The organism is Pseudomonas sp. MS01C9, from assembly GCF_058202755.1.
This window is the reverse complement of the sequence record NZ_CM177073.1, coordinates 4,478,320-4,492,880: the sequence shown is the minus strand read 5'-3', so window position 1 is coordinate 4,492,880 and position 14,561 is coordinate 4,478,320. Positions and strand designations below refer to the sequence as shown.

13 protein-coding genes are annotated in these 14,561 nt (G+C 63.1%); 9 read left to right on the top strand and 4 right to left on the bottom strand.

Translation table 11 applies throughout. The features are described 5' to 3' along the window. The first annotated feature begins 257 nt into the window (after nucleotides 1–257). Entirely contained in the window at nucleotides 258–437 is a 180-nt protein-coding gene (locus AC1M7R_RS20425; RefSeq protein WP_003199629.1) for a PA1571 family protein, read from the top strand. Between the two features lie 106 nt (nucleotides 438–543). Here AC1M7R_RS20425 and pdxB read toward each other — a convergent pair whose 3' ends face one another. Next, nucleotides 544–1,686 carry a 4-phosphoerythronate dehydrogenase PdxB gene (gene pdxB / locus AC1M7R_RS20420; protein WP_072430351.1) on the bottom strand — a complete coding sequence of 381 codons (1,143 nt, stop codon included), beginning with the start codon at nucleotides 1,684–1,686 and terminating at the stop codon, nucleotides 544–546. Nucleotides 1,687–1,848: 162 nt separating this feature from the next. Here pdxB and AC1M7R_RS20415 point away from each other — a divergent pair, with 162 nt between their 5' ends. Next, on the top strand, nucleotides 1,849–3,252 hold the full coding sequence (locus AC1M7R_RS20415; protein ID WP_072430350.1) for an MATE family efflux transporter: 1,404 nt from the start codon (nucleotides 1,849–1,851) through the stop codon (nucleotides 3,250–3,252). Here AC1M7R_RS20415 and tusA read toward each other — a convergent pair. Both tusA and rlmM read right to left on the bottom strand, forming a co-directional pair. Beyond that, a complete protein-coding gene (gene tusA, locus AC1M7R_RS20410) occupies nucleotides 3,249–3,500 on the bottom strand; it encodes a sulfurtransferase TusA (RefSeq protein ID WP_072389025.1) in 252 nt (83 codons plus the stop codon). The two genes, AC1M7R_RS20415 and tusA, sit on opposite strands and share 4 nt — an antisense overlap. 182 nt (nucleotides 3,501–3,682) lie before the next feature. Beyond that, nucleotides 3,683–4,756, bottom strand: coding sequence for a 23S rRNA (cytidine(2498)-2'-O)-methyltransferase RlmM (gene rlmM / locus AC1M7R_RS20405; protein ID WP_072389027.1), 1,074 nt, complete (start codon nucleotides 4,754–4,756; stop codon nucleotides 3,683–3,685). 171 nt (nucleotides 4,757–4,927) lie between these two features. Between rlmM and acnA the strand changes: the two genes are divergently transcribed. The 3 genes from acnA (at nucleotide 4,928) to AC1M7R_RS20390 (ending at nucleotide 10,207) form a co-directional block, all read left to right on the top strand. Beyond that, nucleotides 4,928–7,669, top strand: a complete 2,742-nt coding sequence (acnA, locus tag AC1M7R_RS20400; protein ID WP_072389029.1) for an aconitate hydratase AcnA — start codon at nucleotides 4,928–4,930, stop codon at nucleotides 7,667–7,669. Between the two features lie 107 nt (nucleotides 7,670–7,776). Then, nucleotides 7,777–8,565 (top strand): CPBP family intramembrane glutamic endopeptidase, encoded by a 789-nt coding sequence (locus AC1M7R_RS20395; protein ID WP_490609859.1) that lies wholly within the window; start codon nucleotides 7,777–7,779, stop codon nucleotides 8,563–8,565. A 76-nt stretch (nucleotides 8,566–8,641) separates the two neighbouring features. Then, nucleotides 8,642–10,207: a methyl-accepting chemotaxis protein gene (locus AC1M7R_RS20390; protein ID WP_072389033.1), complete on the top strand. Its 1,566-nt coding sequence runs from the start codon at nucleotides 8,642–8,644 to the stop codon at nucleotides 10,205–10,207. A 143-nt stretch (nucleotides 10,208–10,350) separates the two neighbouring features. Here AC1M7R_RS20390 and AC1M7R_RS20385 read toward each other — a convergent pair whose 3' ends face one another. Further along, nucleotides 10,351–11,049: an alpha/beta family hydrolase gene (locus tag AC1M7R_RS20385; RefSeq protein WP_072389036.1), complete on the bottom strand. Its 699-nt coding sequence runs from the start codon at nucleotides 11,047–11,049 to the stop codon at nucleotides 10,351–10,353. Nucleotides 11,050–11,144: 95 nt separating this feature from the next. Between AC1M7R_RS20385 and ccoN the strand changes: the two genes are divergently transcribed. The 4 genes from ccoN to ccoP are packed head-to-tail and all read left to right on the top strand — an operon-like array spanning nucleotide 11,145 to nucleotide 14,347. After that, a complete protein-coding gene (gene ccoN / locus AC1M7R_RS20380) occupies nucleotides 11,145–12,569 on the top strand; it encodes a cytochrome-c oxidase, cbb3-type subunit I (RefSeq protein WP_072389038.1) in 1,425 nt (474 codons plus the stop codon). Nucleotides 12,570–12,579: 10 nt separating this feature from the next. After that, entirely contained in the window at nucleotides 12,580–13,188 is a 609-nt protein-coding gene (gene ccoO / locus AC1M7R_RS20375) for a cytochrome-c oxidase, cbb3-type subunit II (protein ID WP_072389040.1), read from the top strand. Nucleotides 13,189–13,193: 5 nt separating this feature from the next. Continuing rightward, nucleotides 13,194–13,397, top strand: coding sequence for a cbb3-type cytochrome oxidase subunit 3 (locus tag AC1M7R_RS20370; protein WP_072389042.1), 204 nt, complete (start codon nucleotides 13,194–13,196; stop codon nucleotides 13,395–13,397). Continuing rightward, on the top strand, nucleotides 13,394–14,347 hold the full coding sequence (gene ccoP / locus AC1M7R_RS20365) for a cytochrome-c oxidase, cbb3-type subunit III (RefSeq protein ID WP_072389044.1): 954 nt from the start codon (nucleotides 13,394–13,396) through the stop codon (nucleotides 14,345–14,347). Before AC1M7R_RS20370 ends, ccoP begins: the two co-directional genes overlap by 4 nt. Nucleotides 14,348–14,561 lie beyond the last annotated feature (214 nt).

The window sequence follows — 14,561 nt, the reverse complement described above, 5'->3', positions numbered from 1 at the left end:
AGGAACGTCCGATAATGCAACGGGAACGGGATCGGCAACGGTGCCGAAAACACAGCGGAACCAAGTTGAATCAGAATGAGTCAGGTTAAATATGACCACAACGACTAGTGACTAGATGTTATCGGTCTAAAGTCTGGGTGGAAACGCAACGATGTTTCTGTTTGAGTGAAGGTGTCGCCATGAACCTACAAGGAGTGTCATGGCTCGGTCACCTGGCGACACTAAACTAGGCACACAACCTGATGAGGAGACAGGCCATGTCCTTGCAACACAGCAGCGACGACAAGATTCAAGTGATCCGCACGCAACCGGACCAGTCCCTGGGCTGCTCGTTCATCGACGCCCAAGGGCGCGAAGTCCCGATCACCGAAGACATGATCCAGAAAGCCTGCAGCGAGCTGGAGAAACGACTGGTCAAGCCTGCCGAACAAAAGTGATACAGCCCGTCTTCAACTGAACCCGACCTCGACGTCGGGTTTTTTCTGCCTGCCTGGATAGGCAACTTATCTGTCATCCCAGCCCCATCGCGCCACGTAAACGGCCCTATTCCGCGGTGGCCCCCAGCGCGGTCACGATCTGCTGCAATGCCGGGGAGTGCCCTTCGATGTGCACCTTCAGGCTGTCGATCTCCCGGCGTGGCGGGTAATGCTTGCGCAAGGCATCGAAAGCGCGGCGCTGTTCGTCTACCGTGCCGACGAGACTGCGACGAAAATCTGCATCGTCGCGACGTGGGTCGTAGACGCTGCGGCACAGCGCCGCCAAGGCCCAGGCCGGGTCCGTCGCGGCATCCAGGGTGATGCCACCCAGCCATGGCCTGGGCAGCAGGTCGGCAAGGCTGACTTGCGCCGGGCGCTCCAGGAAATCGCACAAGGCCGCGTAGATCTGCGCCGTGCCGCGCTGGCGACCGTCAAGGCTATAACCGGCAATGTGTGGCGTGGCGATCACGCACAGGTCGGCCAGGTCCACATCCACCGTCGGCTCCTGCTCCCAGACGTCCAGCACCGCTTGCAGGTCTTCGCGCTCCAGCAGCACGCTGCGCAGCGCGACGTTGTCGATGACCGGCCCACGCGCGGCGTTGATCAACCAGGTGCCAGGCTTGAGCATGTTCAGGCGTGCTTCGTCGAACAGATGCCAGGTCGGCTGCCCGCCATCGCGGGTCAATGGCGTGTGCAGGCTGATCACGTCGCACTGCTCGATGATCTGCTCCAGGCTGACATAGTCCCCGCCCTCGGCGGCCTGGCGAGGTGGATCGCAGACTTTCACCGTCCAGCCCAGCCCCCTGAGCACTTGGATCAAGCGCCCGCCCACCTGGCCCGCGCCGACCACGCCGAAGGTGCGCTGACGCAAATCCGCGCCTTCGATCTCGGCCAGGGTCATCAGGCTGCCCAGCACATAGTCCACCACGCCACGGGCATTGCAACCCGGCGCGCTGGCCCAGCGGATACCGGCCTCGGCGAAGTAGGCCAGGTCCAGGTGATCGGTACCGATGGTGCAGGTACCGACGAAGCGCACCTTGCTGCCTTCCAGCAGCGCCCGGTTGACCTGGCTGACCGAACGCACCAGCAGAATATCGGCCTGGGCGACCAGCGCCCGGTCGATGCCCCGCCCCGGTACCCGGCGAATCTCGCCGAAACCTTGAAAGAATGCATCGAGCAGGGGGATGTTTTCGTCGGCGACGATCAGCATGGCAGAGCTCCTTTGGCGGGATGGGCAGTGTAGGCGTTCCGCTCAGCCCGTGCATTCACAAGTCGAGCAGGCGATTACAAATCCACAACATAGGTTTTTTCCTGACCGCCGTGTCAAGGCGTAGAATCCGCCGTTTCATGCTATTTCTCGGACGCTTCGCCTGTGAATCCTGTAATCGACACCGCCGTCACCCTCTCCCGCCCGGCCCGGGTCCGCCTGGAGCTCAAGACGCTGCTGGCCCTGGCATTGCCGATCATGGTGGCGCAGCTGGCGACCACCGCCATGGGCTTTGTCGATGCGGTGATGGCCGGCCGTGTCGGTCCACGGGACCTGGCGGCGGTGGCACTGGGCAACTCCATCTGGGTGCCGGTGTTCCTGTTGATGACCGGGACATTGCTGGCCACCACGCCCAAAGTTGCCCAGCGCTTCGGCGCCGGGACCTTCGACGAGATCGGACCGCTGGTGCGCCAGGCGCTGTGGCTGGCATTGGCAGTGGGATTGCTGGCGACACTGGCGCTGTACAGCGCCGAACCGATCCTGCACCTCATGAAGGTGGACCCCGAACTGGTCGGACCGTGCATGGAATACCTGCGGGGCATCGGTTCCGGCCTGCCGGCGGTGGCGCTGTACCACGTACTGCGCTGCTTCAGCGACGGCCTGGGCCGCACTCGACCCGCGATGGTGTTGGGGTTGTGCGGGCTGGCACTGAACATCCCGCTCAATTACATCTTCATCTATGGGCACCTGGGCGTGCCGGCCATGGGGGGCGTCGGTTGTGGCTGGGCCACGGCCATCGTCATGTGGGTCATGGCCCTGGGCATGGCCGGTTGGGCGCGCTGGGCACCGGCCTATCGATCGAGCCGTCTGTTCAGCCGTTTCGACTGGCCGCAGTGGACGGTCATCAAGCGCCTGCTGGGCATCGGCCTGCCCATTGGCATCGCCGTGTTCGCCGAGTCGAGCATCTTTGCGGTGATCGCCCTGCTGATCGGCAGCCTGGGCGCTACGGTGGTGGCCGGGCACCAGATCGCCCTGAACTTCAGCTCCCTGGTGTTCATGATCCCCTATTCCCTGGGCATGGCCGTGACGGTGCGGGTCGGCCAGGCCCTGGGGCGACGCCAGCCTCGGGAAGCACGCTTTGCCGCCGGCGTCGGCATGGGGGCCGCCCTGGCGTACGCCTGCCTGTCGGCCAGCCTGATGTTCGGCTTGCGTGGCCCCATCGCCTCGATCTATACCGCCGACCCCGTGGTGATCGAAGTGGCGTCGATGCTGATCGTCTACGCGGCGCTGTTCCAGTTTTCCGATGGCATCCAGGTGACGGCGGCGGGTGCCTTGCGCGGCTACCAGGATACTCGGGTGACGATGATCCTGACGCTGTTCGCCTATTGGGGCATCGGCCTGCCGGTGGGTTACGCCCTGGGGCTGACCGATTGGCTGGGGGCGGCCAGCGGCCCGAGCGGGCTGTGGCAGGGGTTGATCGTTGGCTTGAGCTGCGCGGCGCTGATGCTGTCGATCCGCCTGGCCCGCAGCGCACGCAAGCAGATCCGCATCAGCCGCTCGGCGGGTTAAGCGAGCTTCTTGCGGATCCAGTAGCGGTAGGTGCCGTTCTCTTCGTCCTGGGCCACCAATTGGTGGTCGAGGAACACGCAGAACTTGGGAATATCACGGCGGGTCGAGGGATCGGTGGCAATCACCATCAACAGCCCGCCCGGCACCAGGTCGCGGATGTGCTGGTGCAGCATCATCACCGGCTCAGGGCAATTGAGACCGCTGGCATCCAGGGTGCCGTCGACCGGCGTATCGTTCATCTGACTCATCTTTCACTCCTGAAACTGGCGGGCATTGTCGCGCAATGTCGGCGCTCGGTCACCCCTGGCTTCACACTGCCTCCTGTGGGAGCGAGCTTGCTCGCGACAGCGGTGGGTCAGCTTGCATCCATGTTGAATGTACCGACGTCATCGAGACTCGCTCCCACAAGGAACTGCATCAATTCCGAGGGCTAGCGGGACTTCGGCTTCTTCGTGTCCAACCGCCGTAAATGGCACGTCACCTCCTCACGGTCGTGATACAGCTGCTTGCAGCCGATCTGCACCTTGACGCCTCGCGCCTTGAAACCATCGGCGATGCGTTCGAGCAGACGTTTGACTTCGGCATAACGCTGCTTCATTGGCAGCTTGAGATTGACCACCGCCTCGCGACAGTGACCCTCGCCGATCCACTCCTCCAGCATCGCCGCGTTGCGCGCCGGCTTCTCGACGATGTCGCAGACCATCCAGTCCACCGGTTGTTTCGGCTTGAAGGTAAAGCCATCCGCCATCAGGTGTTGCACCAGGCCGGTTTCCATCAGGCTCTCGGCCATCGGACCGTTATCGATGGCGGTCACCAGCATGCCGCGATTGACCAGCTGCCAGGTCCAGCCACCCGGCGCGGCGCCCAGGTCGACACCGGTCATGTCGCTGTGCAGCCGCTCGTCCCACTGGTCCCGGGGTATGAAATGGTGCCAGGCCTCTTCAAGCTTGAGCGTGGAGCGGCTCGGCGCCTCCCGCGGAAACTTCAGGCGCGGGATGCCCATGGGCCACATTGCCGAGTTGTCGGCTTCCGCCAGCCCGAGAAACACTTCACGGCCGCTCTTGAAGGTCAACAGCAGACGCGGCCGGGCGTCATCGTCGATCAGTTTGCCGGCCCCGATCAGCGCCTTGCGCAAGGGCCCCTCGAATTTCTTGCAGAAGTTCGAAAGCTCCTTGCCATCGTTGGTGTCCAGCACCTCCAGCCACAGGCTGCCGCAGGTGGGGAATGCGCTCATGTGGGACAGGATGACACTGATGCGGTCGGTTTCCGGCAGCTCGATGAAGGTGCCGCGGGCCCATTGGCGAGGGAAGATCAGATCGGCAAAACGCTGGCCGCGCATCAATCGCTCGGCACCCTCGTCTTGCGTACAGACGAATTCTGCGCAAGCACTGGCCGGCTTGGCCTTGGCATAGCCGGCCACGTTCAGGCGCGCGGCGTGTTCGGCGATTTCGGAGCAGACTTCTCCCTCGAAACCCGGCCGGCAATGCATGAAAAGCGTGTTCATTGAAACTCCGTAGCAAAGCCTGTCACGAAACCGGCGCATCATAGCGGAGTTCGGAACCCCAAACCTGCCCGCGGTGTCCTGTGATTAGTCATTACTTGAAATCAGGGCTAGGTTAAAGGCTCTGTCTGTTCCGTCAGTCCGTAGCCGTGCGGACTCAAAGGAGTGATCTCAATGCCCTCCCTCGATAGCCTGAAAACCCTCAAGACGCTGCAAGTCGACGCCAGGACCTACCATTATTTCAGCCTGCCGGATGCCGCCCGAAGCCTGGGCGACCTGGACAGGCTGCCCATGTCTCTCAAGGTCCTGCTGGAGAACCTGCTGCGCTGGGAAGATGAAAAGACCGTCACCGGGGCCGACCTCAAGGCCCTGGCCGGATGGCTTAAAGAACGACGTTCCGACCGCGAGATCCAGTATCGCCCGGCCCGGGTGCTGATGCAGGACTTCACCGGCGTCCCGGCCGTCGTCGACCTGGCCGCCATGCGCGCCGCCGTGGAAAAGGCCGGCGGCGATCCCCAGCGGATCAATCCACTGTCGCCGGTGGACCTGGTGATCGACCACTCGGTGATGGTGGACAAGTTCGCCAGCCAACAGGCGTTCGAGCAGAACGTCGATATCGAAATGCAGCGCAATGGCGAACGCTACGCCTTCCTGCGCTGGGGCCAGAGCGCCTTCGACAACTTCAGCGTGGTCCCGCCGGGCACTGGCATCTGCCACCAGGTCAATCTCGAATATCTGGGACGCACTGTGTGGACCCGTGAAGAAGAAGGACGCACCTACGCCTTTCCCGACACACTGGTGGGCACCGACTCCCACACCACCATGATCAATGGCCTCGGTGTCCTGGGCTGGGGCGTCGGCGGGATCGAGGCCGAGGCCGCCATGCTCGGCCAGCCGGTGTCGATGCTGATTCCCGAGGTCATCGGTTTCAAACTCACCGGCAAGCTGCGCGAGGGCATTACCGCCACCGACCTGGTGCTGACCGTCACGCAGATGCTGCGCAAGAAAGGCGTGGTGGGTAAATTCGTCGAGTTCTATGGCGACGGCCTCGCCGATCTGCCCCTGGCCGACCGCGCCACCATCGCCAACATGGCCCCCGAGTACGGCGCCACCTGCGGATTTTTCCCGGTGGACGACGTGACCCTGGACTACTTGCGCCTGTCCGGGCGACCGGCGGACACCGTGAAACTGGTGGAAGCCTACTGCAAGGCCCAGGGCCTGTGGCGGCTGCCTGGCCAGGAACCGGTGTTCACCGACACCCTGGAGCTGGACATGGGCAGCGTCGACGCCAGCCTGGCAGGGCCCAAACGGCCTCAGGACAGGGTCTCGCTGGCCAACGTCGGCCAGGCGTTCGACGACTTCCTGGGGTTGCAGGTCAAACCCACCAGCAAGGAAGAAGGGCGCCTGGAAAGCGAAGGCGGTGGCGGCGTCGCGGTGGGCAATGCCGATCAGGTGGGAGAAGCCGAGTATGAATTCGAAGGCCAGACCCATCGCCTGAAGAACGGCGCGGTGGTGATCGCCGCCATCACCTCCTGCACCAACACCTCCAACCCCAGCGTGATGATGGCCGCCGGGCTGCTGGCGAAGAAAGCCGTGGAGAAAGGCCTGACCCGCAAACCCTGGGTCAAGAGTTCCCTGGCGCCCGGCTCCAAGGTGGTCACCGATTACTACCGGGCCGCCGGGTTGACCGAGTATCTGGACCAATTGGGTTTCGCCCTGGTGGGCTATGGCTGCACGACCTGCATCGGTAATTCCGGACCATTGCCCGAGCCGATCGAAAAGGCCATCCAGAAGGCCGACCTGACGGTAGCCTCAGTCCTGTCGGGCAACCGCAACTTCGAAGGCCGCGTGCATCCGCTGGTCAAGACCAACTGGCTGGCCTCGCCGCCCCTGGTGGTGGCCTATGCCCTGGCGGGCACGGTGCGCATCGATATCGGCAGCGAACCCCTGGGCAACGACCGGGACGGCAAACCCGTGTACCTGCGGGACATCTGGCCCAGCAGCCAGGAAGTGGCCGAAGCCGTGGCCAAGGTGGATACCAGCATGTTCCACAAGGAATATGCCGCCGTGTTCGCCGGCGACGAGCAATGGCAGGCCATCGAGGTGCCGCAGGCAGCCACCTACGTCTGGCAGTCGGACTCGACCTATATCCAGCATCCGCCGTTCTTCGACGGCATCGGCGGGCCACCGCCGGTCATCCAAAACGTCGAGGGCGCCCGGGTCCTGGCCCTGCTCGGGGACTCGGTCACCACCGACCATATTTCCCCGGCCGGCAATATCAAGGCCGACAGCCCGGCTGGCCGTTATCTGCGCGAACAGGGCGTGGAACCGCGGGACTTCAACTCCTATGGCTCAAGGCGCGGTAATCACGAGGTGATGATGCGCGGTACCTTCGCCAATATCCGGATCCGCAACGAGATGCTGGGCGGTGAGGAAGGCGGCAATACGATCTATATTCCCAACGGCGAGAAAATGCCGATCTACGATGCCGCGATGCTGTACCAGGCCACAGGCACGCCGCTGGTGGTCATCGCCGGCCAGGAATATGGCACCGGATCGAGTCGTGACTGGGCGGCCAAGGGCACCAATCTACTGGGGGTCAAGGCGGTAATCGCCGAAAGCTTCGAGCGCATCCACCGCTCCAACCTGGTGGGCATGGGCGTGCTGCCACTGCAGTTCAAGCTGGACCAGAATCGCAAGAGCCTGAACCTGACCGGCAAGGAAACCCTGGATATCCTTGGGCTGAGCGACGTCGAACTGACACCACGGATGAACCTGCCCCTGGTCATTACTCGCGAGGATGGTCGCCAGGAGCGGATCGAAGTGCTGTGCCGCATCGATACCTTGAATGAAGTGGAATATTTCAAGGCCGGCGGTATCCTGCACTATGTCCTACGGCAACTGATCGCAGCCTGAAAAGACCCCTCCTACAGAAACACCGCCTCTTTCAGGCGGTGTTTTTGTATTGGGGCTGCCTATAATTCCGCCGTCTTGCCGCTCTCGCTTCGATTCAAGGATGTCCTATGCCCGCCCTACCCTGGCCTTACCTGGCCCTCCTGTCCGCCGGCTACTGCCTGGCCGTGGCCTATGGCCAACTGGCCTGGACCGCCCTGATCTCGGTCGCCCTGCTGCTGTTCGCCGGGTACGCAGTCCGCCAGCAGCAGACCCCTGTCGGCCGCTTCCTCGGCCACGCCCTGTTCCTGGTGATGGCCCTGGCCCTGGCGTTGCACTGGATGCCGGGCTTCTTCAACGGACGGGCCATCCCGGCACAACGCCTGACCGCCGATGCCGCGCCATTCGCCATGTATTTCAATCAGGACAAGCCACTGATCGGCTTCTGGCTGTTGCTGGCATGCCCCTGGATCTTCGGTCGGCGCGGGTTTCGCCTGTCGGTCCATGCGACGGCCCTGGGGCTGGCGCTGAGCGCGATCCTGGCCTTGGGTGGGGCCATGTTGCTGGGCATGATCCAATGGGCGCCGAAATGGCCGGACCATGCGTGGCTGTGGGTTCTCAACAATCTTTTATTGGTGACGCTGGTGGAGGAAGCGCTGTTTCGTGGCTACATTCAGGGGGGCCTGAGCCGGCGCTTCAAGCACCTGGCCCATGGCGACAACCTGGCGTTGCTCCTGGCCTCGCTGCTGTTCGGCCTGGTACACGCCGGTGCTGGTTGGGAATGGGTGCTGCTGTCGGGCCTCGCGGGGCTCGGCTACGGCCTGGCGTATCGCTTCGGCGGCCTGGGGGCTGCGATCGCCACGCACTTCGGCCTGAACCTGATTCATTTCACTTTGTTTACATACCCGATGCTGGCGTGAAACCGATGGGGAAAATAACTTCAATAAATACCTGACGTGGCCGACAACCTTTCAAAGCCTTGCGGATCTACACACCATGCGTAACAACCAACCTGTCACCCAACGCGAAAGGACCTTCCCGGCCCAACAACGACTGATTTCCACCACCAATGCCAAGGGAGTGATCACCTACTGCAACGACGCGTTCGTCGAGATCAGTGGGTTTTCCAAGGAAGAACTGATCGGTTCGCCTCACAATCTGGTGCGCCACCCCGACGTCCCGTCGGCCGTGTTCGCCCATATGTGGAATACCCTGAAACAAGGCTTGCCATGGATGGGCATCGTCAAGAATCGCTGCAAGAGCGGAGACCATTATTGGGTCAACGCCTACGTCACGCCCATATTCGAGGGTAACCAGGTGATCGGCTACGAGTCGGTGCGCGTCAAGCCCACCGCCGAGCAGGTCTCCCGGGCCGAAGCGCTCTACCGACGCATCAACCAGGGCAAGCCGGCCGTCCCGCGGAGCGACAAGTGGCTCCCGATACTGCAGGATTGGCTGCCGTTCATCCTGGTGAGCCAGTTGAGCTTCATCGTAGGCGCCTTCCTCAACTCATCCTGGGGCTTCGCCCTGGCCGCCCTGCTGTCGGTGCCCCTGGGCCTGATGGGCCTGCAATGGCAGCAACGGGGCATCAAGCGCCTGCTGCGCCTGGCCGAGCAGACCACCTCCGACCCGCTGATCGCCCAGATGTACACCGACAGCCGTGGGGTCCAGGCACGCCTGGAAATGTCCATCCTCAGCCAGGAAGCGCGCCTGAAGACCTGCCTGACCCGCCTGCAGGATACCGCCGAGCACCTCAACGACCAGGCGCGACAGTCCAACGCGCTGGCCCACAACAGTTCCAGCGGCCTGGAACGCCAGCGAGTGGAGACCGAACAGGTGGCCACGGCGGTCAACCAGATGGCCGCCACCACCCAGGAAGTCGCCAGTCACGTGCAACGCACCGCCGACGCGACCCAGGAAGCCAACCGACTGACCGGTCGTGGCCGCGATATCGCCGGGGAAACCCGCGAAGCCATCGAGCGCCTGTCGGTGGTGGTGGGCGAGACCGGACAGACCGTGACCCAGCTGGCCAAGGACAGCGACGAGATCGGTGGCGTGGTGGATGTGATCAAGGGCATCGCCGACCAGACCAACCTCCTGGCCCTGAACGCCGCCATCGAAGCGGCCCGTGCCGGCGAAATGGGTCGCGGCTTTGCCGTTGTGGCCGATGAAGTGCGGCAACTGGCGCAACGCACCAGCGAATCCACGGGGCAGATCCATGCCCTGATCGCCAAGCTCCAGCAGACGGCCAACAATGCCGTGCAGACCATGGACGCCGGTCACCGCCAGGCCGAGGAAGGCGTGGCACGCGTCATGGAGGCCGACCAGGCGCTGGTGGGGATCAGCGAAGCGGTGGCCAACATCACCGACATGACCACCCAGATCGCGGCCGCCACCGAGGAACAAAGCTCTGTGGCCGAAGAGATCAGTCGCAACATCAGCAACATTTCGGAACTGGCCGACCAGACCTCGGACCAGGCCCACAACTCGGCGCTGCTCAGCGAAGAACTGACCCGTACAGCCAATACGCAGTACTCATTGGTGGAGCGGTTCAACCGCTGACAGATGCCTGCCCCAAAAAAACCGGACAGCGAAAGCTTCCGGTTTTTTATTGCCTCCCAGTCTCTTCCCACAAGGTCATGGATCGTCCGTCCAGGTGCATCGCAATCGTGGGGGCGAGCCTGCTCGGGATGAGGCCATGGTCGTCAACCAAACGTTGATTGGAGAAATGCTGCCACCTTGCTCGCCGCCGTCTCCAGATGCTGCTCATGGCTGAATCCAGAAGCCTTCAATGGCTTCAAGTCATGATCCCCCGCCACCAGCCACAGCACTTCGATATCCGGTGACAAGGTATAGCCCTGGACCGTTTCACGGTTGCCCAACGCATCGCGCTCGCCCTGGACGATCAAGGTGGCGGTCTTCAGTCCCGCCAGATGCTCGACCCGTGGCTTCTCCGGCTTGCCCGCCGCATAGAAGGGATACCCCAGGCACACCAACGCGTCAGCGCCCAGCTCATCGGCCAGCAAACTCGCCATCCGCCCGCCCATGGACTTGCCGCCAATGGCCAGCCGCCCAGCGACATAAGGCCGCACCGTGGCGTACACCTCACGCCAACACTCCAGCAGTTTCGGTGCCGGGTTCGGAGGACGCTTGCCACCGTCCTGGCGCCGTTGGGCCATGTAGGGAAACTCGAAGCGCAACACGTTGACCCCATGTGCGGCAAGGCGCGCGGCCATTTCGTCCATGAAACCACTGTCCATCGGCGCACCGGCTCCGTGGGCCAGGATCAGGGTTGGCGCCCCGGCATGCGAGGCCGGTTGCGCGGCGGTCCATAACCAGCCGTTTTGCGCCACGCACCGCGCCCATTGATCCCCGTCAATACTGGCCTTGTGCTGTTTGTCCATGCTTGCCTCGCTTTCAGTCTGCCTATAACTCCAGGCGAAGATGCCCCGCTGCCTTGCGCAGGCGCGCTCTTCGGCTGAACCGTGGATGGGGAACCATGAACACTTCTATCAGTACCGCCTACAACTACAAGGTGGTCCGCCAATTCGCCATTATGACGGTGGTGTGGGGCATCGTCGGCATGGGGCTCGGGGTTTTTCTCGCCGCCCAATTGGTCTGGCCACAGCTCAACTTCGATCTACCGTGGACCAGCTTCGGCCGCCTGCGCCCGCTGCACACCAACGCGGTGATCTTCGCCTTCGGTGGCTGCGCCCTGTTCGCCAGCTCGTTCTATTCGGTGCAGCGCACCTGCCAGACCCAGCTGTTTGCGCCAAAGCTCGCCGCATTCTGTTTCTGGGGCTGGCAACTGGTGATCCTGCTGGCGGCCATCAGCCTGCCGCTGGGCTACACCAGCTCCAAGGAATACGCCGAACTGGAATGGCCGATCGACATCCTGATCACCATCGTCTGGGTCGCCTACGCCATCGTGTTCTTCGGGACCGTGGCCAAGCGCAACACCAAGCACATCTACGTGGGCAACTGGTTCTTCGGTGGGTTCATCCTGACCGTGGCGATCCTGCACATCGTCAACAACCTGGAACTGCCGGTGAGCCTCACCAAGTCCTACTCGGTGTATGCCGGGGCCACGGACGCGATGGTGCAATGGTGGTACGGCCACAACGCCGTGGGCTTCTTCCTCACCGCAGGCTTCCTGGGGATGATGTACTACTTCGTGCCGAAACAGGCCGAGCGTCCGGTGTATTCCTATCGCCTGTCCATCGTGCACTTCTGGGCGCTGATCACCCTCTACATCTGGGCCGGTCCGCACCACCTGCACTACACCGCGCTGCCGGACTGGGCCCAATCCCTGGGCATGGTGATGTCGCTGATCCTGCTGGCACCGAGCTGGGGCGGCATGATCAACGGCATGATGACCCTCTCCGGCGCCTGGCATAAGCTGCGCAGCGACCCGATCCTGCGGTTCCTGGTGGTGTCCCTGGCGTTCTACGGCATGTCGACCTTCGAAGGTCCGATGATGGCGATCAAGACCGTCAACGCCCTCTCCCACTACACCGACTGGACCATCGGCCACGTACACGCCGGCGCCCTCGGCTGGGTGGCAATGATCTCCATCGGCGCGCTGTATCACATGATCCCGAAAGTCTTCGGCCGCACGCAGATGCACAGCATCGGCCTGATCAACGCGCACTTCTGGCTCGCGACCATCGGCACCGTGCTCTACATCGCCTCGATGTGGGTCAACGGCATCGCCCAGGGCCTGATGTGGCGCGCGGTGAACGAAGACGGGACCCTCACCTACTCCTTCGTCGAAACCCTGGTGGCCAGCCACCCCGGCTTCGTCGTGCGGCTGGCAGGCGGGGCGATCTTCCTCATCGGCATGCTGCTGATGGCCTACAACACCTGGCGCACCGTGCGGGCCTACCAGCCTGCCGAAGCCGCCGCTGCCGCGCAGATGGCCTGAGGAGTCCGCCATGAAACACGAAACAATCGAAAAAAACGTCGGCCTGCTGATGCTGCTGATGGTCCTGGCCGTGAGCATCGGTGGCCTGACCCAGATCGTCCCTCTGTTCTTCCAGGACGTGACCAACAAGCCGGTGGACGGCATGAAGCCCTACACCGCCCTGCAACTGGAAGGCCGCGACATCTATATCCGTGAAGGCTGCGTCGGTTGCCACTCGCAGATGATCCGTCCGTTCCGCGCCGAGACCGAACGCTACGGCCACTACTCGGTCGCCGGCGAAAGCGTCTGGGACCATCCGTTCTTGTGGGGTTCCAAGCGCACCGGTCCGGACCTGGCCCGGGTTGGCGCGCGCTACTCCGATGACTGGCACCGCGCCCACCTGTACAACCCGCGCAACGTCGTGCCCGAGTCGAAGATGCCGGCCTACCCGTGGCTGGTGACCAAGGCGGTGGACAGCAGCCATACCGAAGCCAAGCTGCGCACCATGCGCACCCTGGGCGTGCCGTACACCGACGATGACATCAGCGCCAGCGTGGCCTCGCTCCAGGGCAAGACCGAAATGGACGCGCTGGTGGCCTACCTGCAAGTGCTCGGCACTGCCATCAAGAGCAAGAGGTGAGCCCCATGTTTCTTGAAATGAGCACTGGAATGATCCGAGGGCTGGGCACGGTCGTGGTCTTCGTTGCCTTCGTCGGCCTGATCCTGTGGGTCTTCAGCAGCAAACGCGGCCCTGAATTCGCCCAGGCCCGCCTGCTGCCATTCGCAGACGAGCCACCCGCCGACACCGCCAATCCCCAAGACCCTGCAACAAGGAGTACCCGGCCATGACCACCTTCTGGAGTACGTGGATCTGCGTACTGACCATCGGCAGCCTCATCGGCCTGACCTGGCTGCTGATCGGCACCCGCAAGGGCGAGACCAAGGGCAGCGTCGACCAGACCATGGGCCACAGCTTCGACGGCATCGAGGAGTACGACAACCCGCTGCCGCAGTGGTGGTTCCTGTTGTTCGCCGGCACCCTGGTGTTTTCCGTCGGCTACCTGGTCCTTTACCCGGGCCTGGGCAACTGGAAAGGCATCCTGCCCGGCTACGAGAATGGCTGGACCGGCGCCCATGAGTGGGAAAAGGAAATGGCCAAGGCCGACGCCAGGTTCGGACCGATCTTCGCCAAATTCGCCGCGATGCCGGTGGAAGAAGTCGCCAAGGACCCGCAGGCCCTGAAGATGGGCGGTCGCTTGTTCGCCTCCAACTGCTCGGTCTGCCACGGCTCCGACGCCAAGGGCGCGTTCGGCTTCCCGAACCTGGCCGACAGCAACTGGCGCTGGGGCGGCAATGCCGAAACCATCAAGGCCACGATCATGGGCGGTCGCATGGCGGCAATGCCGGCCTGGGGCGAGGTGCTGGGCGATGCCGGGGTCAAGAACGTAGCCGCCTATGTGCGTCATGACCTGGCCGGCCTGCCGTTGCCAGCGGACAGCGGCGCCGACCTGGAAGCCGGCAAGCAGGCCTTCAATACCACCTGTGTCGCCTGCCATGGCGCCACCGGCCAGGGCACCGAAGCCATGGGCGCGCCGAACCTGACGCAACCGGCTGGCTTCATCTACGGCACCAGCCTGGCACAGCTGCAGCAGACCATTCGCCATGGTCGCCAGGGTCATATGCCGGCCCAGAACGAACTGCTGGGCAATGACAAGGTGCAGTTGCTTGCAGCTTACGTCTACAGCCTGTCCCACCCTGCCGGTGCCGAGCGCCTGCAGGCTGAACACAAAAGCCAATAAATCCTGACCACACCAACAACCGCATTCACTCGAATGCGGTTGTTCGCCTCACTGCGCGACGCATTGTCGCACCCTCCCATGATCTTCCTTTCGGTTCACCGCAATCGGGTCTAAGCTCTCCTCTGCGTGTACTGGCGACTGCCGGTTTCAGGTCGACCCGACCCGATGTGTTCGACAATCGTTCGATAAAAATGCCGCAAAGACAGGCAGATAC